General features: G+C 56.5%; 18 protein-coding genes and 4 pseudogenes. 13 read left to right on the top strand and 9 right to left on the bottom strand.

Going from position 1 to position 22402, the window contains the following annotated elements; genetic code table 11:
• The first annotated feature begins 239 nt into the window (after positions 1 to 239).
• The 8 genes from HNQ71_RS31450 (at position 240) to pmtA (ending at position 10185) form a co-directional block, all read left to right on the top strand.
• Entirely contained in the window at positions 240 to 1853 is a 1614-nt protein-coding gene (locus HNQ71_RS31450) for a phytoene desaturase family protein (RefSeq protein ID WP_184877854.1), read from the top strand.
• A 91-nt stretch (positions 1854 to 1944) separates the two neighbouring features.
• Positions 1945 to 3555 carry a GMC family oxidoreductase gene (locus HNQ71_RS31445; RefSeq protein ID WP_184877851.1) on the top strand — a complete coding sequence of 537 codons (1611 nt, stop codon included), beginning with the start codon at positions 1945 to 1947 and terminating at the stop codon, positions 3553 to 3555.
• A gap of 245 nt (positions 3556 to 3800) precedes the next feature.
• Positions 3801 to 4226, top strand: coding sequence for a RidA family protein (locus HNQ71_RS31440; protein WP_184877849.1), 426 nt, complete (start codon positions 3801 to 3803; stop codon positions 4224 to 4226).
• Positions 4227 to 4653: 427 nt separating this feature from the next.
• Positions 4654 to 5565 carry a dihydrodipicolinate synthase family protein gene (locus tag HNQ71_RS31435; RefSeq protein WP_184877847.1) on the top strand — a complete coding sequence of 304 codons (912 nt, stop codon included), beginning with the start codon at positions 4654 to 4656 and terminating at the stop codon, positions 5563 to 5565.
• Between the two features lie 183 nt (positions 5566 to 5748).
• Positions 5749 to 7281 (top strand): UxaA family hydrolase, encoded by a 1533-nt coding sequence (locus HNQ71_RS31430; RefSeq protein ID WP_184877845.1) that lies wholly within the window; start codon positions 5749 to 5751, stop codon positions 7279 to 7281.
• 20 nt (positions 7282 to 7301) lie between these two features.
• Positions 7302 to 8324 (top strand): histone deacetylase family protein, encoded by a 1023-nt coding sequence (locus tag HNQ71_RS31425; RefSeq protein ID WP_184877843.1) that lies wholly within the window; start codon positions 7302 to 7304, stop codon positions 8322 to 8324.
• A gap of 297 nt (positions 8325 to 8621) precedes the next feature.
• Positions 8622 to 9512 (top strand): pantoate--beta-alanine ligase, encoded by an 891-nt coding sequence (gene panC, locus HNQ71_RS31420; protein WP_184877841.1) that lies wholly within the window; start codon positions 8622 to 8624, stop codon positions 9510 to 9512.
• A gap of 76 nt (positions 9513 to 9588) precedes the next feature.
• Positions 9589 to 10185, top strand: coding sequence for a phospholipid N-methyltransferase PmtA (pmtA, locus tag HNQ71_RS31415; RefSeq protein WP_184877839.1), 597 nt, complete (start codon positions 9589 to 9591; stop codon positions 10183 to 10185).
• A 512-nt stretch (positions 10186 to 10697) separates the two neighbouring features.
• On the opposite strand, the pseudogene HNQ71_RS31410 reads toward pmtA, so the two are convergent.
• The 3 genes and pseudogenes from HNQ71_RS31410 to HNQ71_RS31405 form a co-directional block, all read right to left on the bottom strand.
• Positions 10698 to 11186, bottom strand: a pseudogene (locus tag HNQ71_RS31410) (IS6 family transposase); the annotation flags it as partial.
• 66 nt (positions 11187 to 11252) lie between these two features.
• Positions 11253 to 11476: pseudogene (locus tag HNQ71_RS35100) on the bottom strand (tyrosine-type recombinase/integrase); the annotation flags it as partial.
• Between the two features lie 365 nt (positions 11477 to 11841).
• A complete protein-coding gene (locus tag HNQ71_RS31405; RefSeq protein WP_184877837.1) occupies positions 11842 to 12066 on the bottom strand; it encodes a hypothetical protein in 225 nt (74 codons plus the stop codon).
• Between the two features lie 35 nt (positions 12067 to 12101).
• Here HNQ71_RS31405 and HNQ71_RS35735 point away from each other — a divergent pair, with 35 nt between their 5' ends.
• From HNQ71_RS35735 to HNQ71_RS31395, 3 genes are read left to right on the top strand one after another with little or no spacing between them, the layout of a single operon-like run.
• On the top strand, positions 12102 to 12650 hold the full coding sequence (locus tag HNQ71_RS35735; RefSeq protein ID WP_343068294.1) for a hypothetical protein: 549 nt from the start codon (positions 12102 to 12104) through the stop codon (positions 12648 to 12650).
• 20 nt (positions 12651 to 12670) lie between these two features.
• Complete coding sequence (locus HNQ71_RS35920) at positions 12671 to 12979, top strand: CapA family protein (RefSeq protein WP_425492291.1); 309 nt, start codon at positions 12671 to 12673, stop codon at positions 12977 to 12979.
• A complete protein-coding gene (locus HNQ71_RS31395; protein WP_184877834.1) occupies positions 12879 to 13718 on the top strand; it encodes a GNAT family N-acetyltransferase in 840 nt (279 codons plus the stop codon). Before HNQ71_RS35920 ends, HNQ71_RS31395 begins: the two co-directional genes overlap by 101 nt.
• A gap of 334 nt (positions 13719 to 14052) precedes the next feature.
• Here HNQ71_RS31395 and HNQ71_RS31390 read toward each other — a convergent pair whose 3' ends face one another.
• The 6 genes and pseudogenes from HNQ71_RS31390 to HNQ71_RS31365 form a co-directional block, all read right to left on the bottom strand.
• Positions 14053 to 14631, bottom strand: coding sequence for a GNAT family N-acetyltransferase (locus HNQ71_RS31390; protein ID WP_184877832.1), 579 nt, complete (start codon positions 14629 to 14631; stop codon positions 14053 to 14055).
• Between the two features lie 135 nt (positions 14632 to 14766).
• Positions 14767 to 16032 carry a CaiB/BaiF CoA transferase family protein gene (locus tag HNQ71_RS31385; protein WP_184877830.1) on the bottom strand — a complete coding sequence of 422 codons (1266 nt, stop codon included), beginning with the start codon at positions 16030 to 16032 and terminating at the stop codon, positions 14767 to 14769.
• A 407-nt stretch (positions 16033 to 16439) separates the two neighbouring features.
• Entirely contained in the window at positions 16440 to 16670 is a 231-nt protein-coding gene (locus HNQ71_RS35915) for a CoA transferase (RefSeq protein ID WP_425492290.1), read from the bottom strand.
• 388 nt (positions 16671 to 17058) lie between these two features.
• Entirely contained in the window at positions 17059 to 18429 is a 1371-nt protein-coding gene (locus tag HNQ71_RS31375; RefSeq protein ID WP_184877826.1) for an aspartate aminotransferase family protein, read from the bottom strand.
• Positions 18430 to 18650: 221 nt separating this feature from the next.
• The gene (locus HNQ71_RS31370; protein ID WP_184877824.1) at positions 18651 to 18929 is read right to left on the bottom strand and encodes a hypothetical protein; all 279 of its coding nucleotides are present in this window, start codon (positions 18927 to 18929) and stop codon (positions 18651 to 18653) included.
• Positions 18930 to 19621: 692 nt separating this feature from the next.
• Positions 19622 to 19993 (bottom strand): annotated as a pseudogene (locus tag HNQ71_RS31365) (transposase); the annotation flags it as partial.
• A 531-nt stretch (positions 19994 to 20524) separates the two neighbouring features.
• On the opposite strand from HNQ71_RS31365, the pseudogene HNQ71_RS31360 reads away from it, so the two are divergent.
• Both HNQ71_RS31360 and HNQ71_RS31355 read left to right on the top strand, forming a co-directional pair.
• Positions 20525 to 20789, top strand: a pseudogene (locus HNQ71_RS31360) (transposase); the annotation flags it as partial.
• Between the two features lie 633 nt (positions 20790 to 21422).
• A complete protein-coding gene (locus HNQ71_RS31355; protein WP_246462216.1) occupies positions 21423 to 22400 on the top strand; it encodes a phosphotransferase in 978 nt (325 codons plus the stop codon).
• Positions 22401 to 22402: the final 2 nt, after the last annotated feature.

The raw sequence follows: 22402 nt of genomic DNA, 5'->3' as shown, positions 1-22402 counted from the left end.
TGCCGCCCCTCCGGTTGATGGACTCGCTTGAGAGTGGGCACAGGGGGGAGGTGCCGACCCCTCCGGCGGCGGCCGCCTTGCTGAGGTAGACCGAGGACTGCTGAGCCAGCTGCATCTTAGCGCGGTTAGCGTTTTCCAGTGGATCCCCTTGTGCATTGACTTAATTGCCCGTTGTGATAAATCAGCATTCTAAATGGAACATCGTTCTGAAAACGTTCGCTGCGATCGTGAGGTGTCGGATGAGTAGGACTGAATACGACGTTGTGATTATCGGAGGAGGACACAACGGCCTTACGACGGCGGGGTACCTTTCTCGTGCCGGCCTAAAGACGATCGTGCTTGAGCGGAGAGGTGTTGTGGGCGGCGCGGCTGTCACTGAGGAGTTTTATCCAGGCTTTCGTAATTCGGTTTGTTCTTACCTAGCCGGTATGCTCCATCCAAACGTAATCCGTGATTTGGAGCTTGCCACCCATGGGTTGGATCTCATCGAGCGTACTGGGACGACTTTCCTTCCCCTGCCTGACGGCGATGCGATGTTCATTCCGGGTGACATCCATGGGGTTGAGCGCGAGATTCGGCGCTTCTCCAAACGCGATGCTGAGCGTTACCGCGCTTTTGAGGCTGAAATTGAGATCGCGGCGGATGTCATCCGTGATACTCTACTAGAGACACCTCCCAATCTCGGCGGCGGACTTGGCGATCTGCTGTCGCTGATGAAAATGGGCAATCGTTTCCGCAAGCTTCGAACATCGCAGCAGGAAACCTTTGTGAAGCTGATGACGATGAGCATCGCTGACTACCTCAACGAGTGGTTCGAATGTGACCCGCTCAAGGGTCATCTGGCGTGGGATTGTGTCGTTGGCAATATGGTTAGCCCATATCATCCAGGCTCCGCATATCTCCTCATTCATCACGTAATCGGCGAAACCAATGGCAAGAAGGGAGTTTGGGGGCATGCTCGCGGGGGCATGGGCGCCATCACGCAGGCAATGGCGCGCTCCGCGGAAGCAAAGGGTGCAGAAATCCGGGTGAATGCGCCCGTGCGAGAGGTGATCGTAGAGAAGGGTGTCGCGCGCGGCGTCACACTGCAAGACGGTACCTCGATTCGCGCAAGAGCAGTCGCTGCTAACGTTGGTCCCAAACTTCTTTATCTCCAAATGATAGATCGATCGGCGCTTGACTCCGAGTTCGTGCGTCAGATCGAGGGGTGGCGGTGCCGATCAGGCACATTTAGAATGAATGTCGCTTTGTCGGAGCTACCGCGCTTCAACGGTCTCGACAAAATCGGTGACTTCGTAACGCCTCTCAACGGCGGCATCCACATGTGCTGGTCGTTGGACCATATGGATAGAGCATATGACGATGCCAAGCGAGGCGGATGGTCTCAAGATCCTCTCGTTTCAATGATTATCCCGAGCCTCTGCGACAACAGCCTAGCTCCGTCAGGCTCCCACGTTGCGAGCCTTTTCTGCCAGCATTTCCATCCCAACCTAGCCGGCGGTAGGACCTGGGATCAGGTAAAGGAAGAAGTTGCCGATCATATCGTGGCAACCGTTAATCGCTACGCTCCAAACTTCAAGTCTAGTATTCTTGGGCGCCAAGTTTTGAGCCCGCTGGATCTTGAACGCGAATTCGGGCTGGTGGGAGGCGATATCTATCATGGGGCGTTGCATCTTGACCAACTTTGGGCGTTGCGGCCGGCCGCCGGGCACGCCCAATACCGCGGCCCCTTGCCCAACCTTTATATGTGTGGTTCCGGCACACATCCGGGAGGTGGGGTGACCGGAGTGCCCGGACACAATGCGGCGAGAGAAATCATCAAAGATTTCAGAAAACGTCGCCTCGCGGGTTGAGTTTAGGCGGCGGTTCTGGCCCTAAGAACGAAACTCCTTCTTATTTGCTACAAAGTTGCACCGGTTAGGTGCTTATAGGATGCAGCGTATAATGAAGAACGATGCCTGGCATTTCGAGACCGATTATTGCGTTGTCGGCGCGGGCTCTGCTGGCTGCGTGGTGTCTGCGCGCCTGGCTGAGGATGAACAATCTAAAGTGCTAGTGCTTGAGGCCGGCCCTAATGATTGGCACCCATTCATTCACATACCTGCCGGCTACTTCTATCTTCTATCAAATCCGACCTTTAACTGGATGTACAACACCGAACCTGAAGAAGCCACTTGCAATCGTCGTATCACTTTCCCGTCTGGAAGAGGTTTAGGCGGGGGTAGCTCGATCAACGGTATCCTGTTTGTCAGAGGGCAGGCGGCCGAATATGATCGCTGGGAGAAGCTTGGCTGCGACGGTTGGAACTTCTCCAGCATGCTTCCCTATTTTAAGAAGGCCGAAACATTCTTAGGCGACGGGACGGAGTATCGTGGGAATGATGGACCGATTACGGTTTCAGCGTTCCGTACTGTCCACCCGCTGGCACGAGATTTTGTGGAAGCGGCAAGGCAGGCAGGCCACACGAAGATTGAAGATATCAATTCGCCCGTTCACGAAGGTGTCAGCTTTTTTCAGCAGAACCGTAACGGCCGTTTTAGGGCTAACACTGCGTCCGCATACCTCCGGCCCGCAAAGAAGAAAAATCCCAATCTACGAGTCGAAACCAATGCTACCTGCTCGAGGATCATCTTTGACGGAAAGCGGGTCAAAGGGGTGGAGTTTACAAAGGGCGGGGTGGCGAGGCGTGTGAGAGTTCTCAAAGAGGTCATCGTCTCTTCTGGAGCCATTCGATCTCCCCAATTGCTGCAATTGAGCGGTATTGGCGACCCGGTGCATTTGAAGAGCATTGGGGTGCCGGTCACCAGTGAATCGATTAACGTGGGCAGAAATCTACGAGATCAGTATCTGGTGAGATTGTCCCATCGCGTAAAAGGGGTTCTGACCATCAATGAAACAAAAAGTTTCGCAAGCATCGCCGTCGAAACCATAAAATATCTGACAGCCAACCGTGGCCTGCTTACGCTTGGTGCAAGTATGGCTGCGGTGAGGTGTAAGAGTTCGCCCGAAGCGGAGTTTGCTGATCTGCAACTCATGTTTGCGCCGGTAAGTTTCTCTCCGACGCTCCCTGGGAAATTAGAAAGTGCCGGTGGGATGACAATCGGGGTGTGGTTGTCTTGCCCAGATAGCGTTGGAACAGTTCGTGCCCGTTCATCGACCGCGAGCGACCGGCCGATTATTCACCCGAATTACCTTTCTGCGGAAACAGATTGGCCTCGACTCCTTTTCGGACTTCGCGCCGCACGCAAGATCTTCGAGATGGACGCTCTAAGAAGGTGGAGCATCGGCGAAACGACTCCTGGAAAGGAAGTTGTTACGGATGACAATCTGTACGAATACACTAGGCGTGCTGGATCGACGGCAGCGCATTACGCCGGAACCTGTCAAATGGGCTCTGACGATCGCAACGTCACCGATACCCAACTTAGGGTGCGTGGCGTTTCAGGACTTAGGGTTGTGGACAACTCTGTTGTCCCCAGCCCCGTATCAGGTGGCATGAACGCAACGGCGATTGCCGTTGCGGAACGAGCCGCAGATCTAATCAAAGGTTGCTGATGGTGAGGCGCCGAAGTACCACAGCCTTTCGCTCTTCAGAAATAAGTATTGGATGGCGCTTATGAAGCTTCCGCAGCGATTTCCTGCTCCGTTTGCCGATTAACAACGGAACCGATAACATCGTCCTTCGGGTCTGGTCACGCTTGCCTGTTAATTGTTCGCACGATGAACCAAGATGACAAAATATTATTCCGTATTTTAGCGCTTTGAATACACGCCATACTATCAAATAGAAAGATGACAATATGAACGACACATCTGCGCTACGCACTATCAACAGCTACGCGAAAAAGTCGAGCTTCTCTCAAGGAGTGATCCTCATGGGCAGCGGAGTATTCGTGTCCAGCGGTCACGTAGGTGTCGACGAGAAAGGTGATTTGGTGACCTCTTCCCTAGAAGATGAGGTTATCGCTGTTTTCGAGAGTCTCCGCCGGACATTAAATGCTGCGGGTCTCGGCTTCCAACATGTCGCCCGGGTCTCGTATTATATTGCGAATCTCGATGCCGAGGTGATGGACGTCATACGTAGGGTTCGCGCTTCATACCTCAGTGCAGAAACCCCGCCGGCATCCACGGCCGTGGGAATTACTCGCCTTCCAGATAGTGATGCACGTGTTGAAGTTGAGGTGATAGCTGTCATTCCCGTGACTCCTACGAAGTTCGGCGAATAGCGTCCACCGCCTGTGACGCAGATCATCGCGAGTCCGCAAAAATGCTTGGAAAATAACATCCCGAACGACCAGGACATGGTGGCGATGATTCGGCGCTTCAGTTCACCCGGCTTGAACCGCTCTACAGCGCGCCCGTGGAAATTGTCGTGGGCGACTTGATCGTGTGGGTGGGGCAGCAGCGTGGACGCTGATCATCTTGCACGGATGATCCGAGCGGTACGGCGGCATGATCCCTTCGGGCGTGACGTTAATGTTGCAAGTGCGCCGGTCGACTTCCGGCACGCAAATCGGATCGTCAATCTTGATATGCGCCCCCAATTGACAACGCCTCGGATATTACATAGAAGGATATTCCAGTAAGAATGTCGTTTGAAGACCGACGACAGCCTCCGAGCCTCAACACTAGCAACACACGACGAGGGTCTAAATGAAAGCCAATTGGGCGGGCGTATTTCCCGCGGTCACCACGAAACTGCAGGAAAATAACGACGTTGATCTCCTGGCGACGCAGAGGAGCATTGACCGGCTTATTCAGAGCGGTGTTTCCGGCATCATTGTTCTTCCGATGTTGGGTGAGAATGCTTCTCTGAAGCTAGCTGAGAAAGAGAAAGTTATTCGAGCCGCAAAGGAAGTTGTCGGTGGTCGCGTTCCGCTCCTTTCAGGTCTTGCGGAGGTTTCAACGGAGGCCGCAATTGATACGGCGCGGAAATTCCAGAGCTTCGGCGCAGAAGGATTGATGGTCTTTCCGAGTATTGCATACAAGTCTGATCCTCGCGAGACTTCCGAATGGTACCGGGCGCTCGCTGGCGGCTGCGATCTCCCAATCATGATTTATAACAATCCGATCGCGTATGGTGTCGACGTGACGCCAGAAATCCTGCGTACGCTGGAGGATGTAGACCAGATCGTCTGCATTAAGGAAGAATCCGGCGACATTCGTCGTGTCACAGACCTCTACAATGAGCTCGGAGATCGCTTTGCTGTGTTCTGCGGAGTCGACGATTTGATACTTGAGAGTCTCGCCTTGGGCGTTACTGGGTGGGTCTCAGGAATGACGAATGCGTGGCCTGAAGAATGCGTAAGCATTTTCGAGCTGGGTCGAGCCGGAAAGTTCGTCGAGGCGCGAGAACTGTATCGAATTATGACGCCGGCTTTTCATCTGGATACCAGCGTGAAGCTTGTCCAGTACATCAAGCTTGCTGAGCATCTTGTTTACGGAGCGCCCGAATGGACACGTGCGCCGCGTTTGCCACTGGCCGGAGATGAGCGCGAAAAGGTCGTTTCTGTCATCAACAAGACCATCGCCTCCTTGAGAAGCCGTAGTTCGAAGGCTGCATAAACAAGAGGCAAGCGGAGGCACAGGAGCACGGTGGTTCGTGTACTGAGGGGTTTTCGGGTCTTGGCGTTCAAACATTGTGCGGCGACCTCGACCGCCGCGCAAGATTTTGGTCCTCTTGGGACGGAAGCTAGTTCGGATCTCTGGCGCGCCAGCAGGTCAGCAAGAGTGATGGAGAGCGATTCCATGGAATATCAAGACTTAACTCCGGTGCTGGTTCTGAACGATAGCGATAATGTCGCGATCGCCCGACGAATGTTAACGCAAGGCACGGTGTTGGGCGGATCGATAGTCGCCAAGAGCGCGATCCCGGCCGGACACAAAGTCTCTAGAAGATCCATACAGTCCGGCGAACCGATTCTGCGCTATGGTCAGATAATCGGCTTTGCTACAAAAGACATAGAGCCTGGCTTTCATGTTCATCTGCACAACATGGCGCTGGGTGAATTCGATAAGGACTATGCTTTCTGCGCGGCGGCTCGCCAGACCGACTATCTCGATACACCGGCAACGTTTTTGGGCATCCGCCGCTCCGATGGCCGGGCTGCAACGCGAAACTACGTGGGTATTCTCAGCAGTGTGAACTGTAGCAGTCACGTTGCTAACGTTGTGGCTGAGGTGTTCAAGAGAAATCCTTTTACCGGCGCCGATCCCCTGGCTGAGTTTCCGAATGTGGATGGTGTCGTAGCATTAACCCACAAGACGGGTTGCGGCATGACAGGCGGCGAGCCGCTGAATGTCCTGCGCCGCACGCTTGGTGGCTACGCACGGCACGCAAATTTCAGCCATGTCATAGTTCTCGGATTGGGCTGCGAGGTCAACCAGATTGGCGGCCTCCTCGAGGATCAACGTCTGGCAGGGCGCGTGCGCAGCATGGATATTCAGACAATGGGCGGCGCCAGAAAAACCGTGGCAGCCGCGGTTGAATTCGTACGGGATGTACTTACGGAATCGAACCAAGTTACCAGGCAGCCGATTCCTGCGAGCGAACTGATCATCGGGCTGCAGTGCGGGGGGTCGGACGGCGCCTCGGGCGTCACGGCGAATCCAGCCCTGGGAGCTGCTAGCGACATTCTCGTGCGGCACCGCGGCACGGTGATCCTGTCCGAAACACCTGAAACCTTTGGCGCCGAGCATCTGCTTACGCGTCGGGCCGTGTCGCGCGAAGTGGGCGAGAAGCTGATCGCTCTGATGGAGTGGTGGGATGCCTACTTCAAGCGGGAAGGTGCGATTATGAACGACAATCGTTCGCCGGGGAACATGGCCGGAGGGATAAGCACCATCGTCGAAAAGTCGCTGGGAGCAATGGCCAAAGGCGGCACAACAAACTTGGTCGATGTCGTCAAATACGGCGAGACCGTTAAAGGCCCCGGCTTGGTGTTCATGGACACCCCCGGATACGACCCCGTGTCGGCGACTGGCCAGGTTGCCGGTGGCGCGAACCTGATCTGCTTCACGACGGGTCGCGGCAGCGTGTTTGGTTGCAAGCCAGCGCCGTCCATCAAGCTGGCGTCCAATACGCCAATGCACGAACGCATGAAGGACGATATGGACATCAATTGCGGCGAGATCCTGAGCGGGGGCGAGAGCGTTGAAGAATGCGGAAAGCGAATATTCGATTTGATCCTGCGTGTCGCTTCAGGGGAACGCACCAAAAGCGAAGAGTTTGACTTTGGTGCGGACGAATTTGCGCCATGGGTTCTCGGTGCCACGGTCTAGTTCTCAAGAAAGCTATAGCCATGAAAGTCGTTTACTCGGAAGGTCACCGTAGCCACGACCCGCAAACATTCATTCATCGCGGAAGGCTGATCCAAAGCCCCGAGCGGCCCGAGCGTGCCGACATGTTGCTTTCGTCCGCGATCGCTGCTGGGCACGAGGCGCTCGAGGCGAGCCGAACCGACGCCTCCATACTGACGCGCGTGCACACGGCGAGGTACCTCGACTTTCTTGAGAATGGCATAAATGAATGGCTTGCGCTGCCCCACGCCGGCCCGGAAATTGTGCCCAACACGCACCCCAACCGTTTTGCGTCACACTACGCCAGCCATATCGTTGCACGCTCTGGATTCCATCAGGCAGACACGTCCTGCCCCATCGGTCGCGGGACTTGGTCGGCGGCTCGATCCAGCGTCGACACTGCCCTCAATGTCGGTGATTTGATCGCGAGCGGCCAGCGTCGTGCATATGGCCTTTGCCGCCCGCCAGGCCATCACGCCTGCACAGAAATGGCGTGGGGTTTTTGCTACCTCAACAATGTTGCGGCGCTCGCAGAGTCGCTACGGCTGAACGGAGCCGATCGCATTGCAATTCTCGATATCGATATCCACCACGGGAACGGAACGCAGCAGATTTTTTATGACCGACCTGATGTTCTGACGGTGTCTGTTCACGCCGATCCGGACGGCTTCCCGATGTTCTTCAGCGGCTACACGGACGAAATTGGCTCCGGCGCCGGCGAAGGCTTCAACATCAATCTTCCGCTGAAACATGGCAGCGATGACGCGGCCTTTGTCGATGCAATTGCAGCGGGCATGCGCAGGATAGGAGATTTCGGACCGGACGTCCTCCTCGTCGCGCTTGGCCTCGATGCCTATCGCGGCGATCCCCTCAGTGTGCTTGATGTCTCCACCGACGGCTTCCGGCAGGCGGCCAGAGCCATAAGCGACTTCTGCGGGCCTATCGGCCTGCTGCAGGAGGGTGGATATCCCTGCTCAGAACTCGGTGACAACCTTGTGGCATTTCTAGGAGCTATAGATGGCTAACTCCAAAAGGCGCGCCCTGGTGTTCTCAAGAAATTGGCGGTCGTAACCGGCCGAAGAGGCGCATCGCGCACGTTCGCGCTGGCCTCGAACGACTGCGGATGCTCACCTGGAGCGATCTTGGAGATCAAGCTGGTGGAAGACCCACCGATGGAGCTGAGGACAAAACGCCTGCTGCTGCGGGAATGGAAGGACGAAGACGTCGAACCAATCGCTCAAGTTGGTTGAGGATCCTAGAGTTGGAAAGTACCTCGCAAAATTCGGCGATGCGCCAAGGACGGTCAATGGTGGAGAAGGAGCATGACCATTCCGATCGCACGAACCGTCGCCGAGTTGCGCACGACTGTCGCGGCTTGGCGTAAGAATGGCCTGAAGGTCGCTGTCGTGCCGACTATGGGTGCCTTGCATGAAGGTCATCTGAGCCTGGTGCGTGCCGCGCTCGCCAAGGCCGACCGGATTATCGTGACGCTCTTCGTCAACCCGAAACAGTTTAACAACGCGGCAGATCTCGCGGCCTACCCGCGCACCGAGCATGACGATGCCGCCAAGCTCGCGCCGCTCGGCGCGCATCTGCTCTACGCGCCAAATGCAGCGGACATGTATCCGGAAGGCTTTGCCACCACGGTGTCGGTGAGCAGGGTAAGCGACGGCCTGTGCGGCGCGTTCCGTCCCGGCCATTTCGACGGCGTGGCAACCGTCGTCGCCAAGCTCTTTCTCCAGACGCGTGCTGATCTCGCCTTCTTCGGCGTGAAGGATTTCCAGCAGCTGCACGTCGTTCGCCGGCTCGTCCGCGATCTCGACATTCCGATCGAGATTGTAGCATGTCCAACGGTACGTGAAGCCGACGGCCTGGCGATGTCGTCGCGCAATGTCAGGCTCTCGGCCGAACAGCGCTTGGCAGCGCCAAAGCTCCCCGAAGTCCTGTCCACCTCGGCCGAGCGGCTGTCGGCGGGAGCGCCGGCAGAGCTTGTGCTTGCCGAGGCCAGGCAAGCGATCCTCGCTGCCGGTTACGAGGAAGTCGAGTATCTCGAGCTACGAGCAGACCAGGACCTGTCGCCGCTTTCCGCCGCGGACCGACCGGCCCGCCTGATCGTCGCCGCCTGGCTCGGCGGGACGCGGCTTATTGATAACGTCGAGGTTCTTCCCAGGCAGCGCAAGGGCGAGGTGCTCGCGGCAGCCAATGCAGCATGATTGAAAATGTCGCAAGGCTTGTACAAAGGCGCCTCGGCAGAATGACCCAGACAAATAACTGCACCAGGGAGTGGATATGGTCTTTCGATTGAAGGAGCGCCTCGGCAGGAAGTTCGAAGAGGAAGTGCAATTCTTCAAGGGCTGGCAGAAGGATAAGAAACGAGTGGGTGCGCTCATGCCAACGTCCGTGCATGCCGCGCGCCGGATGGCAAGCGTGATTAACCCGGCATCGGGAATGCCGGTTCTTGAACTTGGCGCAGGAACTGGCGTCATTACCAAGGCTATCCTGGAAAGAGGCATCAAGCCGCATCAGCTGATTTCGGTCGAATATTCCAAGGATTTCTATCAGCGCCTGACGCGAGCCTTTCCGGGCGTGGATTTTCGATTGGGCGATGCGTTCGCGCTGGAGGAGGTGCTGGCCGAGCGGAGCGGGGAGCAATTCGACTGTGTGATAAGTGCAGTGCCGATGTTGAGCTTTCCGATGGAACAGCGCATTGCCTTGGTCGAGGATTTGCTGGCCCGCATTCCTGCTGGCAGACCTGTGATTCAGATCACCTACGGACCTTTGTCGCCGGTGATCAAAATGCCCGACCGCTACGTCGTATCTCACTATGATTTCGTCGTCCGCAACATCCCGCCCGCACAGCTCTGGACATATCGACGAGCAGTCTGACGGCGCGTGCGGAAGACGGCGGACAGTTCGCAAAATCGTGCTGAAGCACAGGACGGTGGCACGAAATTCGCAACGATGGCGCTTTTCTTGCCGCCGCCGTTTTGCGGAGCCCGCTATGCCTGTTCGCACAGGCAGGTGCTCACTCATCTGCGATGCGCTTCGCCCTGCGGACAACAGACAGCGAAGCCACCACGGCCGCGAAAATCTCGCGACGGCGTCTCGATACCAGGACCGGACCGCCATTTTAGGGAGGAAATCCGCGCAGGTGCCTAGCCTGGATCGTGCCATCTATCTCCTGAGCGCATCATAGCCGCCGTCCATTCACCCGGCCGAACCTCCCGATTGCCGGACCCATGATGAAGTTTCCCTCTGGAGAGTAGACCTCTTCCTGGAGCGCGACGGTCTGCGCCGTCTTGCCGTACTGGCATGAATCTGCCATTCCCTGCCGCACGCGGCGAAGCGCTGTCACCGTGGCATAGCCTTGGGAAATGCGACAGGCGAACCACAATAGTGCGGATGCGGATCGGCTTCAGTGGTCGCCGCGATCGCTGCCGCAGGCGGCTTTCAGCGTCGCAGGAAAGGATTGCCTCGTGATTGGTCTGGCTGCCGTCGATGACGATGCGCTCCGGCTGGCCATGGCGCGCCAGCGCCTTGCGGAGGAAGCGTTTGGCCGCCACCAGGTCACGGTTTTCGCTGAAATAGAATTCGACGGTGTCGCCGAGGCTGTCGATGGCGCGGTAGAGATACATCTACTGGCCGCGGACCTTGATGTACGTCTCGTCCATATGCCACTTGCTGCCGACCGCACGCTTGCGCCGGTTGAAGCGCTCCAGCAGCTGCGGCGAGAAGTGAGCGACCCAGCGATGCACGGTGGAGTGGTCGACCTTCAAGCCGCGTTCGGCCATCATCTCTTCCAGATCGCGCAGGCTCAGATTGTAGGCCAAGTACCAGCGCACGCACAGGAGGATCACCGACTGGTCGAAATGACGGCCCTTGAACATCACGTGCTCCTCCATAGCTGAGGAGCGTTCCATGCCATGCTCCGCTTACCGAAAGGTTTGCGACAGAGCCCTCAGGATCGCCGGCAACTTGAGCGGCGTGCGTCGCATAGAAGATGTGATCCGGGATCTCCGCCCGGTCCAGCGTCACGCCGTAGAAGAACGCAACGCACAGACCGTCTGGTTCAGCGCCGGCCAGGAAATGCCCTGTGACACCAGATAAACCTGGAACGCACGACGTCCTCCAGCCCCTGCGGATCCGCCGACCGGCCGAAATAACGGCTGAACTTCGAGCCAATCGGGCTTGGCACACCGGTGCTCACGCGACCCGCAATGCCCGCAGCCAGCCATAAACCGTCGCCGGCCGCCTCATAGGGACCTGCCGCCAATGGCGGTCAGCGCTGACCTTGACTCGCTCCACCCGCCGACACCTGCTCGGAAAGGCCGGGTGCCTCCACCGCTAATTGAAAAGCGCCTTCCGAAAATATCCTCCGATACGACAACCGGGCAGCCTCGTTGCGCCGTACCTCAGCCGTTGCAACAGCCCCTTCAAATTAAATTACAGAAATTTTGCAACCGCCGACGCTGATAATGGTACGTTCACCGCATAGGTCTAAGCAACTACGGCTGAAAAAACTGATGTCGATTTACGCTTCGACTACCATACAGAACACAACGGCAACTCGTTCCATGGCAAAATACAAACGACTCCATGATACACGCTCTGCTCCTCCCCCTCTTTTTTCTCGTGGAAGAATTCCTTGCGCGCCTCGCAGCACTGCGTACTGTCATGGCCGAGCGGCAAGTGTTTGTTATCATCAACCAGTTCGAGCAAACCATTTTGGCGCTCAGCGGTCACCGGTACATAGCGGCCATGTGTCAACCCTTGCTCACTTCGTTGATGACGAGCCGGTTGCAGTGATCAGTGCACTCGACGCTTCGGTCTTCTGCGAAATACGTTGGCTCCTTGATTGCGTGGCATTCCGCGACAATGACAACCCGATCAAGCTCGCGAACGAGACGATCCTTGGGCGCGGATATGGAACCATAGGCGTCGAGCGCGCCAGCCTTTTATTCATTGTTAACCAAGCACTGGAGCTCCAGACCCTGCTGCCGGATGCCAGGATCGTCGTTTTCACCGGTATCACGTGGGAAATGCGGCAGGTCAATTCGCCGCTTGAACTCGCCCGTCCCAAGGTAGCCGCGGACGTCTGCGACCGCGCGACGGTTGCAGGTGTTTTGGAAGGCTTCGCGATCGTAGCGGTTGGCGACCTCATCGTGACGCGGCCGGTGACTAAGGGTCACCATCGCGGCTTCGGCGATATCGTCGAGATCCTGCGTGACACTGATGTGACGTTTGGCAATATGGAAGCCAACATCTTCGATGTCCAATCGTTGAAGGGAGGTCCGCAGGCTGAGTACGGCGGTGCCTATCCCGTCAGCTGCTGGAGCTTGGGCCTGATTTGAAAGCGATAGGTTCCAATCTGGTGAGCTACGCGAGCAACCACACACTTAATTGGGGTCTCGAAGGTGTGCGCGAGGCGTGTCGGGTGCTCGATCAGAATGGGATCGTCTACGCAGGTGTGCCGAGAACCTGGCACAGGTGGGCGCCGCCCGCCTTCTCGAGAGCCACGCGGTCGCGTGGCATCGCCGTTGTTGCGCTGCTTAAGCCTTACATGGAAAGGGAAATAGACTATGCGGACCACCGAGATCGAGTTTACCGAGTTTCGAGCCGAACATCTCGACGAGACGCAGGAGCTTGCGGCTCAGGCCGGATGGGCCAACCGCAAGGATGATTTGTCGATGCTTCTGGGCTTGGGCTGTGGCTATGTGGCTATTATCAACAATCATCTCGTCGGATCGATGTGCATGACGTTCTTTGGGGAGGTCGCGACTATCGGCCTTCTGGTTGTCGACGAGAAGATGCGCGGCCAGGGGATCGGGGGTCAACTCATGAAACTCGCCCTAGAAAAAGCGGGCAAACGTGAATGCCGCCTCATAGCAACATCCGATGGGAAGCCGCTCTACCGCAAGCTAGGTTTTGACCAGTTGGAAGCTGCACCTACTCATCGAGGGGTAGTTGCATGCGTGGACGCCCCAGATGGGGCCGAATGGGCAACCCGAGATGATCTAGATCAGATTTCCGAAATCGACCGAAGGGCAACGGGACTAGATCGCCGGGCACTCATATCCACACTTTGGAACAAGGGCGTGGTTGCCGTTATCCGGCATGCGGGGAAGGTGGTGGGCTATGCTGCAATGCTACGGTACGGGAGTGACGAAGTCGCCGGGCCGGTCATCGCATGTAGCACCTACCAAGCAAGGCGCCTGTTATCCTTCCTTTTTTCACAGCGTATCGGAGCGTTGGTTCGCGTAGTTCTCCGTCAGCAGTCCGGGCTCGCAGAATGGCTGAACTCTATCGGGATTGCGGAGGTGTCAACAGGCACGGCGATGCGCCGCGGCAAGGCCCATGCGGATACGGAAGCACCCTTCCGCACTTATGTGCTTGCCTCAAGTCAGTTCGGTTTTCCATAATTGGACACGCTCGGTTGCAAGCTCCAGTATCACGTTGGAAAGCACCAATTGAAACATCAGAAGAACGGCATGAGCCGGACGCAATAGGCGTTGTGGACGAGGCGATCGAGAACGGCATCGGCGATGGTAGGATCACCGAAGTTGTCATGACGCCTCCTTCGTTGATCGCCTGGTGCGGTTGTGTGATCCCTGTCCGCTGGGTGTTGATTTGGTCGTCTGAGAGTTCGAGTCGCCACGGCTGCCCCTTCGTGATCATGCTTTCGACATGCGCATCGACGGGCAATGCCCCCCGATAGCGGCCCCCCGGAAGCTGTGAGGCGTCCCCCTATCTCGATCAATTCCGGATCCCTTCAGGGCGGACGTGCTTAATATTCCGCCAATTCTCAGACCTGATCCGGTACAGCACTTGGTGCTGCAATGGATCATCTCCAGCTTTGAGCGGGTGATCGAAATCATCTTTTGGGTTGTGGGTCATTCCCAACCGCTCCATAACGCGTCTGGAATCCAAATTGGTAACAGCTGCGTTAGCGACAATTTCGTTCAATCCAAGATGTCCAAATCCGAATGAAAGCGCAGCCGAGGCTGCTTCAGTTGCGTAACCTTGGCCCCAATGGGCCGGATCGAGCCGCCACTCAATATCAACCGTTGGCGTGAAGTGCGCTTGATATGGCACATTGACAAGGCCACAGAAGCCAATCAGATTAGCCGCACTAGGTAATTCCAGTGCCCAAAGGCCATAACTGTACTTCTTGAAGTGCTCGCGTTGGTCCGCAATCCAAGCTGCCACGGCACCCCGATCCAAAAGTTTTGCGACATACCTGACGACTCTGGGATCGTCATTGATACGTGACAATGGCTCCAGATCCTCGTCATTCCATTCGCGCAATACGAGGCGTTTCGTTTGTAGGTTCATCAGTAGCTCGCCTGTCTGCCGGAGATGTCAAACACTGCGCCCGTGGAGAAGCTTCGGAGATGCGCTGAGGTTTAGATCGCGACCTGCAGCTCCTAATTTGAATACGTCGCTAAGTCTTGTTTGGCTCGGATCGCATCACGACTCCCGACCTAGAGAAACCGCGGCTACCCGAACCGCTCCGTTGGAAATCAAATCTTTTATGTCATCTGCGCCGACTCCGGCATCGCGGAGAACCTCGATCGAGTGCTCTCCCAGCGCAGGCGCCGGACGATCGAAGATGAGAGGAGAATCTGTGAACTTCAGTGGCTCAACGGCTACCCGGTATCTGCCGCCATAAGTGTGGTTGACCTCGCGAATGAGGTCTCGGACGCTTGGATCGGCAAGCGCTTCGCCAACGCTGCGGACTGGAGCAAGCAAGATGCCCGTCGGTGAAAGGTTTGAAAATACCTCGTCAGTAGTTAGCTGACGGATCCTGTTTGACAGGCGTTCCGCAATTTGATCACGGTTCGTCAAGGCACCTTTGCCTTCGAGCAACGGCACTATTTGATCTGACAGCCCCAGCGCCGCCGCTACGTCTGGCAAAGATGCCGCGTGTGCTACAAGGGCTACCGCACCATCAACAGTTGCATAGATACCATAAGGCGCCCCATGGCAGACGTGGCTGATGCCATTTCGAGCTCTTGTTGGCGGTGTCTGCGCGTTTAGAAAATAGGTGGATTCCGAAGCCAACAAGTGTAACGCGCACGACATCATGTCGACACGGACCCATTGTCCACGGCCTGTTTGATCACGCTGCCTCAGAGCCGCCTGTATGCCGATCACGGCTTGCGATGCAGTGTAGGTATCCACGACATAGGCACCCGCTGGGATGGGTGGACCGCCTGCGGGCCCGCCGAGGCTTGCGATACCTGAAAGAGCCTGAATAATTAAGTCTTGACCCGGCTTATCCTTGCTGGGTCCAGCCGGATCGTATGCAGCTATAGAGCAATAGACCATGGCAGGATGCTCGGAGATAATTTCTTTGTTACCAAGACCCATTCGCTCCAGAACGCCTGGCCGAAAATTTTCGAGGATCACATCCGCCTGCGAGACCAGCTTCCGGATGACAGATCGGGCTCCCGGCTTCTTGAGGTTGATAGATAGCGACCGCTGGTTTCGGTTCATGCCCAGGAAATACGGACTCGGCGCGTCGTCGGGAGCCGTGGGCTCCTTGATCCCGCCACGCTGGAAATCACCCGTTGGCGCCTCGATCTTGATAACTTTTGCGCCGAGGGAGCCCAGATACTGTGCGGCGATTGGGCCGGCGGCATAATGGGTAAATGCCAAGACTTGAATGCCGCTTAACGGATGTACATCGCTGTCTGTTTCCAAATTGGTGGTAGCGTCGGAATTGTTCAGCATTTTACGACCTCTGGTTCTTTCAACGAGCTGTAAGGCTTGTGAGACGGAATTGGCATCGCACGCATATTGCACGCGCGATCAGAATGATGATCAGCCTGCCTGGCGCGGGTTCGCATCCAGCGATCGCCATATCGAGCGCTTCGATGAAGACCATGCCTGCCCGCATATGCGTGTCTAGGGCCGAGCCTACAGCCGAAGCTACTCGACCAAGACCCGCAGAGCACCCAAATCGCATCATAGCAGATCGCGCGAGTGTGCTCGCCGAGCTTGGGGGCGGGAAGGTCAAATCCCGTTTCATAGCAGTCGAACCGCAGTGGTTGGTTTACATGCCACCCACCACCGCCCCAAGCGTTTCATAACATCAGGGCGAAAGCACTCGATCAGAACGTCTGCCATTTTACTCATATCTAACAGCGTGTCACGTCACGAGGTGACTTAACGTCAAGGGCAATGCTTCTTTTATTTCGAGTCAGCGCCGAAAAGAGGCTTCTAAACTTACGAGCAGGATCACCGCCGTGAGGTCTCTCAATAAGAGTGACATTTGCACCCAGGTCTGCCAGTAGCATGGTCGCATATAGGCCAGGATACTGTTCCGCGAGACTAAGTACTCTGACTCCCTCGAGTGGCGATCGGATCATCATTTGCCTACCCATCTCGGTGAACACAAGTTCGAAAAGTCGCTTATAGAGCACTGCCGAGCTTATCGTATTGCATTTGAAAGTGGCGATAAGAGTTCGTGAAAAGTCTGTTGCGCAATGCTGCCGGGCCGCAGCCGGTCGTCGTCATATCAGGGCTCATTGGAGAACGCGACGACAGGAACTGAACGAGCCGCCGACGAGAAGGGATCACGGAGTTCTTCAAGTCGCCACGTCAGATTTTGGCCCTCTGTCTTCATCAATAAACTGATTGCCATCCCGTTAGGCTTTATCCCTCCGACCGCTGTCGTTTGCCTCGGGACATCACCTGATATCGCCCACGCGACGGCTAAAGGCCTACCGCACCTCTCGATGTCAATTATCCGGAACTTTACTGCCCACCGAGGTTCTCTAATCGCGCTGCTTCGACCATCTGGGCGGCTTCACGAACGGACGTCACCATTTCGTCGATATGGTCCGTAAACATCGGCGTGGATAGGCACAGTTGGCAGGTTGGCGAGACAATCACACCTCTTTCCTGTAAAGCCCGAATGAGCATACCCATTTTTTCTTGCTGCTCGGGCGCTGCGTGGGCCTCACGGTAGTCTTTGGGAGCTTCAGGCCGCAGGTGTATACGGAACATCGATCCCATGCCCGTCACGGAGTATGGCAGGCGTTCCCGACGAAACATCTCGGTCAGCGAAGAGCAGGCATGTTCGCCCAAATCATCGAATCTCTGAAAACTTTGCTCTGACAGAGATTCCAACGCGGCAATGCCTGCTGCCATCGACATCGGATTAGCACTGAAGGTGCCGGACTGAGGGACGAGAGGCTTGCCATTCGTCGGATCAAAGGCAAGCATGAATTGCGATGGGCCTCCGACCGCGCCAATTGGCAGGCCGCCACCAATGATCTTGGCAAAGGCACAGAGGTCCGCCTCGAACCCGAATCGGCTTATGGCGCCGTGATACGACAGCCGAAAGCTCATCACCTCGTCAGAGATAAGAACGATGCCGTGTCGGGCCGTGAACTCGCGCAGAAAGGCAAGATAGGAGCGGTCTATGGGTACCAATCCGGCACGTTGCGGAAGAACATCTATTATGACCGCTGCGAGCTTGTCTTTGTTTCCTTCGAGAATTTCCCGGGTTGCTCCGAGCTCGTTGAATGGCAAGACGACCGTGTCGGCGGTATACCATTCAGGGGTACCCTCACAATAGGGCACGGCATTCGGTGCCGACCGCGGGCCCCAGTTCGCCGGAGCGGAATCGAGGCTGACCTCAATCGGACCATACCCCCCATGAAAGGCGCCCTCAAGCTTGGCAATTTTCAGCTTTCCCGTCAAGGCACGTGCTGCCTTAATAGTATACATGACCGCTTCAGTCCCTGAGTTCATGAAACGGATCTGGTCAAAATAGGAGACCCTTCGACAAAGCAGTTCGGCAAATTCGACTTCCAGCTTCGTAGGCCCACTGAAGCTTATGCCAAGTTCTAATTGATGATGCAGCCTGTCCAGTACAGGTCGGAAACTGTGGCCGTGGATCAGCGCAGTAAAGTTATTTAGGAAATCGAGATAGTTGTTCCCGTCAACATCAACAATATTAACCCCTGTTCCGCTTGCGATATATATTGGATGAGGACGCTGGAACACAGACAGACGAGCATTTCCTCCAGTAATGACGCGCTGCCCGCGCCCGAACAGTTCGGCCGAACCGACGATGCTTCGCCCAGTTGAACCAGTATTTCGGTCAATGTTGGTTGACATGACGTCCCTATCTCCATAGCGTTATCGCAAAAGCGTGTTGGGTGCTGGCATTCGGCCCTCGCGAACCAAGCGAAATTTGGATCGGCCTCAATGATCCGGCCTGTTGCCGCCGCCCACTCATCGACCGCGCGAGAAACCTCAAAACCGGAACGTCGGATCGGGATTCTTGTGGCCGTGTCCGCCGATCCAACGGCCCGGCCTCACCTAGGGAGCCACGCTTGCTAGTCCCATGACGCCCTAGTAACTGTGTTGCACATCGGGAAAGAGATGATCGAGGGTGGGTTCGCCATGATGCTGCTTTGCAAGCTGCCGGGCCGGACAACGTCGCGCATGATCACCGGATCCTCGACCGCCGCCATATCCGCGAGACTGCCGACAATCGAAGTGTCCAGATCGAAAACCAGCCAGTCGTCGCGGAGCTCCGGGCGAAACAGCTCCATCTTCGCCCACCAGCCCGGCCAGCCGTGCCGAAGCGGTATTAGCTCGACGCCCTGCACCATATTCGCCGCCCGAGCGGAGGACGCAATCAACCGTCTTCATGCTGCCGGGCCCTCCTCGAGCGTCATCTTTGAATGGTTTTGCAACGAGGAGATCCGCGGCAGCCGGGTTTTCGGGAAGCGTGACCATGGGACGATGTCTCCTCAGTCCTTGATGCGTTTGCGAATGACATCGCATGTTCCGTGCCAAAGGAGAAATTCACTAAGGAACAAAGCGATGCCGCAAATACTGCCACCTCGCATGTCCGACATCGTCGGACATCGGACAATGCGGAACGGATTGGATGGAGCGTAAATCAGCTTCTCCCCGAGCAATCTTGTCCACAAATCCGGGGAAACGCCATTGCAACCAATACCTACCGTGGGGTTGTCGAGTCCGCGACGCGGTGTTCGGCCTGGCCCTTCCGTTGCGCTCCCATTAAACATTGAAGCTCCCTCGTCGCAAAGCAGCGGGAGCGGCCGGCTAGCATGGTGTGACATCGCGATTCGATGGGACAAAGGAAGGAAAGCAACAGGTCAGGTCTGCGTCAGATCGGGTTTTGCGGAGCCCGTCGTGATCAGCCGAAGGCCCGGCCAGCAGAAACGTGGTTCAGGGCCTAGTGTGCGGCAGGCGACCATCGCGCCGGCAATCGGTACCGCGCGCTCTCGAGTTTGCTCTCCACCCAGGCGCCAGAGTGTATTGCCGAACATAAGTGGCCGCGTTGCGCCTTGACCAGGTCGTCGACCGAGCGGGTCGAGATACCCTGGACGTAGGCCTCCTGGATGACGGCGGTCAGCGCCTTCTCCGCCATGCGCCGCGGTTCGAGGAAGCCCGGAAAGTAGGAGCCCTTCCTGAGCTTAGGGATGCGCAGCTCGACGGTGCCGGCCCGCGTCTCCCAATCGCGATCGCGATAGCCGTTGCGCTGAGCCGTGCGCAGCGGGTTCTTCTCGCCATAGCCGGCGCCGGTGGCGGCGCCCACCTCCAGTTCCATCAGCCGCTCAGCGGCAAAGCCGATTATCTCGCGCAAGATATTGGCCTCGGGGGTCTTCTCCACGAGCGTGCGCAGGTTCATCATGTGGTCGGTCATCGGTGGTTCCTTCGATCAGGTTCGTGTCAGCAACCCGAGCTTACCGGGGAAAATCGATGACCGCCGCTACGCCGCTCGCTCGCTTCAGCGCTGTTGAGGGCGCGCTCGAGAGCGGCTTCGTCACCGCCGAGCTACACCACTCAGCGTGGCGACCGGAGCGAAGGCACACAGTTCCGCTGGACCAGGACGGAAATGATGCCGGTCGCTGGCTGAACAATTGATAAACATCGCCCCCCGACGGGGACGACACCAGTTCCACCCACCGGTGGAAAAGCTGTCCTTCGCGGGACGAGGATGAGGTGAGTTCGTCGATTGGCTTGGCTTGATTGCCCATCATCGGCAATCAAGGCGCTCGATAGATTGTTCCATCCATTCTTCTGAATGCCCATAGAGGGCAGGGCCAGAGCGCCCATCCCGGAGAGAAGAGGCCCCGCGAAAGACGTCCAATGCCGGCAAAGCGAAAAAAGGTAGGAGGCGCTTGACTTCAAGCCGCTGAATAAAGAAGCCAATCGGCAAAGGTCACGGACGTTGAAGATCAAAGGCCGCAAGCGCCATATCATCACTGACACCGAGGGGCACATGGTCGGGCTGACGGTGCATACGGCCGACATCCAGGACAGAGATGGGGCAGTCGGCGTCATCGCCCCATTCGACAGCTTTACCTATGGTTGCGCCATCTGTTCGCCGACGGCGGTATGCCGGAGAAAAACTGACGCAGGCTCTGGCCGATCTCGGCACGTGGGCCATCGAAATCATCAAGCGCTCCGATACGGCCAAAGGCTTTGAGTTGCTGCCGTGACGATGGGTCGTCGAGCGAGGGCGACCAATGTCGACCGCCAAGACAACCATGCATCCGGCAGTGTCGCTTCAACAAACTCCACGCTTGACACACCCCACCTGCGACAACACCATCGATCGAGAACGCCTTCTCAAAGCTCAAGGCGCTGTTCAGAGGCGATCCTTCGACGCTTTATGTAATGCTCTTAAGGACATATGCGACCGTTCGACCGCTACAGTGCAGAAACTTCTTCGAAGCTGCCGGTGATGAGGCCAATTAAACGCCATACCCTTTAGGTCGCCGCAATTGGCGTAAACCAGACAGTACCCCAGCATCAGATTGTTAAATTCGTGCCACCGTGTCACACAACCCGTGTCCTCACTCGTCCTCTAAGTTGTTGAATTACATGCCGATAAGGTGTGATCGCGGACCTTTCTTGTGAGGTTGGCACGATCTTTGCGCATCCCTTGGCATTGGATCGCGATGGAGTTCTCCATCAGTCGGTATCGTCATTGAAGCGGCGGACACCAAGTGCCACAGGAATGAATTAGGTTCAACATGCCGCACCGAACAACTCACCGACCGCCATGTTCGCGATCTTCTGCCCTTTCGGATTCTTGGCATCCTATAAGCAATGATGAAGCAGAGTGCATGGCCGAAAGGCTTTATGGAAAGAGCGGTTCGACGAAACGCTTTGAATCCGAGAAGGATGACACGTTCCTGTTGGACTGTGAAGGCAAGGACCAATTTGTGATAAAAATTGCGCACCCGTCGGAAAGTCTAGAAGAGCTGGACTTTCAGGTAAAGCTTATGCGGCATGTGGAGAGTAAGACTCCCTCCCTTCCGATACCCCGAGTGTTTCAAGATCGGCACGGTCAAATACTACCGGTTGTGACAACCAGCACGGGTGAGGCGCGCGTTGTACGACTATTTTCGTTCATCCCGGGAACTCCACTTCACACGATGATTTCAAAACCCGAGCAGCGTGCCCGCATCGGTGAGGTGCTTGCCCAGCTTCGCCACGCAATGGCGGACTTCTCCCACCCAGCTGACAGCCGCGTTCTGGCTTGGGACGTCACTCATTTGCTTGATTTCGCGGATCTTATTGATTGCATCCCAAGCGGTGAACGACGCGATTGGGTTAGCGGTACGTTTCACCGTTTCGCGAAAATCAAGCCGCGCCTCGATCGGTGCCGTCGGCAGGTTCTACACAACGATTTCAACACGTCCAACTTAATAGTTGATTACCACAATCCCGGTTTCGTCAATGGCATCATCGACTTTGGCGACGCCGTCAGAACTGCAATTGCCGTGGATGTCGCCACTGCGCTCTTAAATCAGATGCCGAAGGACGTCGGCGATGCCGATCGATGTGATCTATTCGACGAGGCCCGCGACGTTTTGCACGGTTACATACGCTTCGCTGATTTAACCGAGGAAGAGTTGCGGCTCATCCCGTTTTTGGCGATGGGCCGGCTTGCCGCTCGAGTATTGCTGACGTCCTGGCGGGCGCAGCTTTTCCCGGAGAACAGCCGCTATATCCTTCGCAACACCGAAGTGGGATGGACGCATCTTGCTTGGTTTAATTCTCTTTCAATCGGCCAGATCTCGAATCTGCTCTTTCAATAGAG

This window comes from Mesorhizobium sangaii (assembly GCF_014207355.1).
Classification (GTDB): domain Bacteria; phylum Pseudomonadota; class Alphaproteobacteria; order Rhizobiales; family Rhizobiaceae; genus Mesorhizobium; species Mesorhizobium sangaii.
Note: the sequence above shows the minus strand (reverse complement) of the source record. Positions and strands in the feature narration are given on the sequence as shown.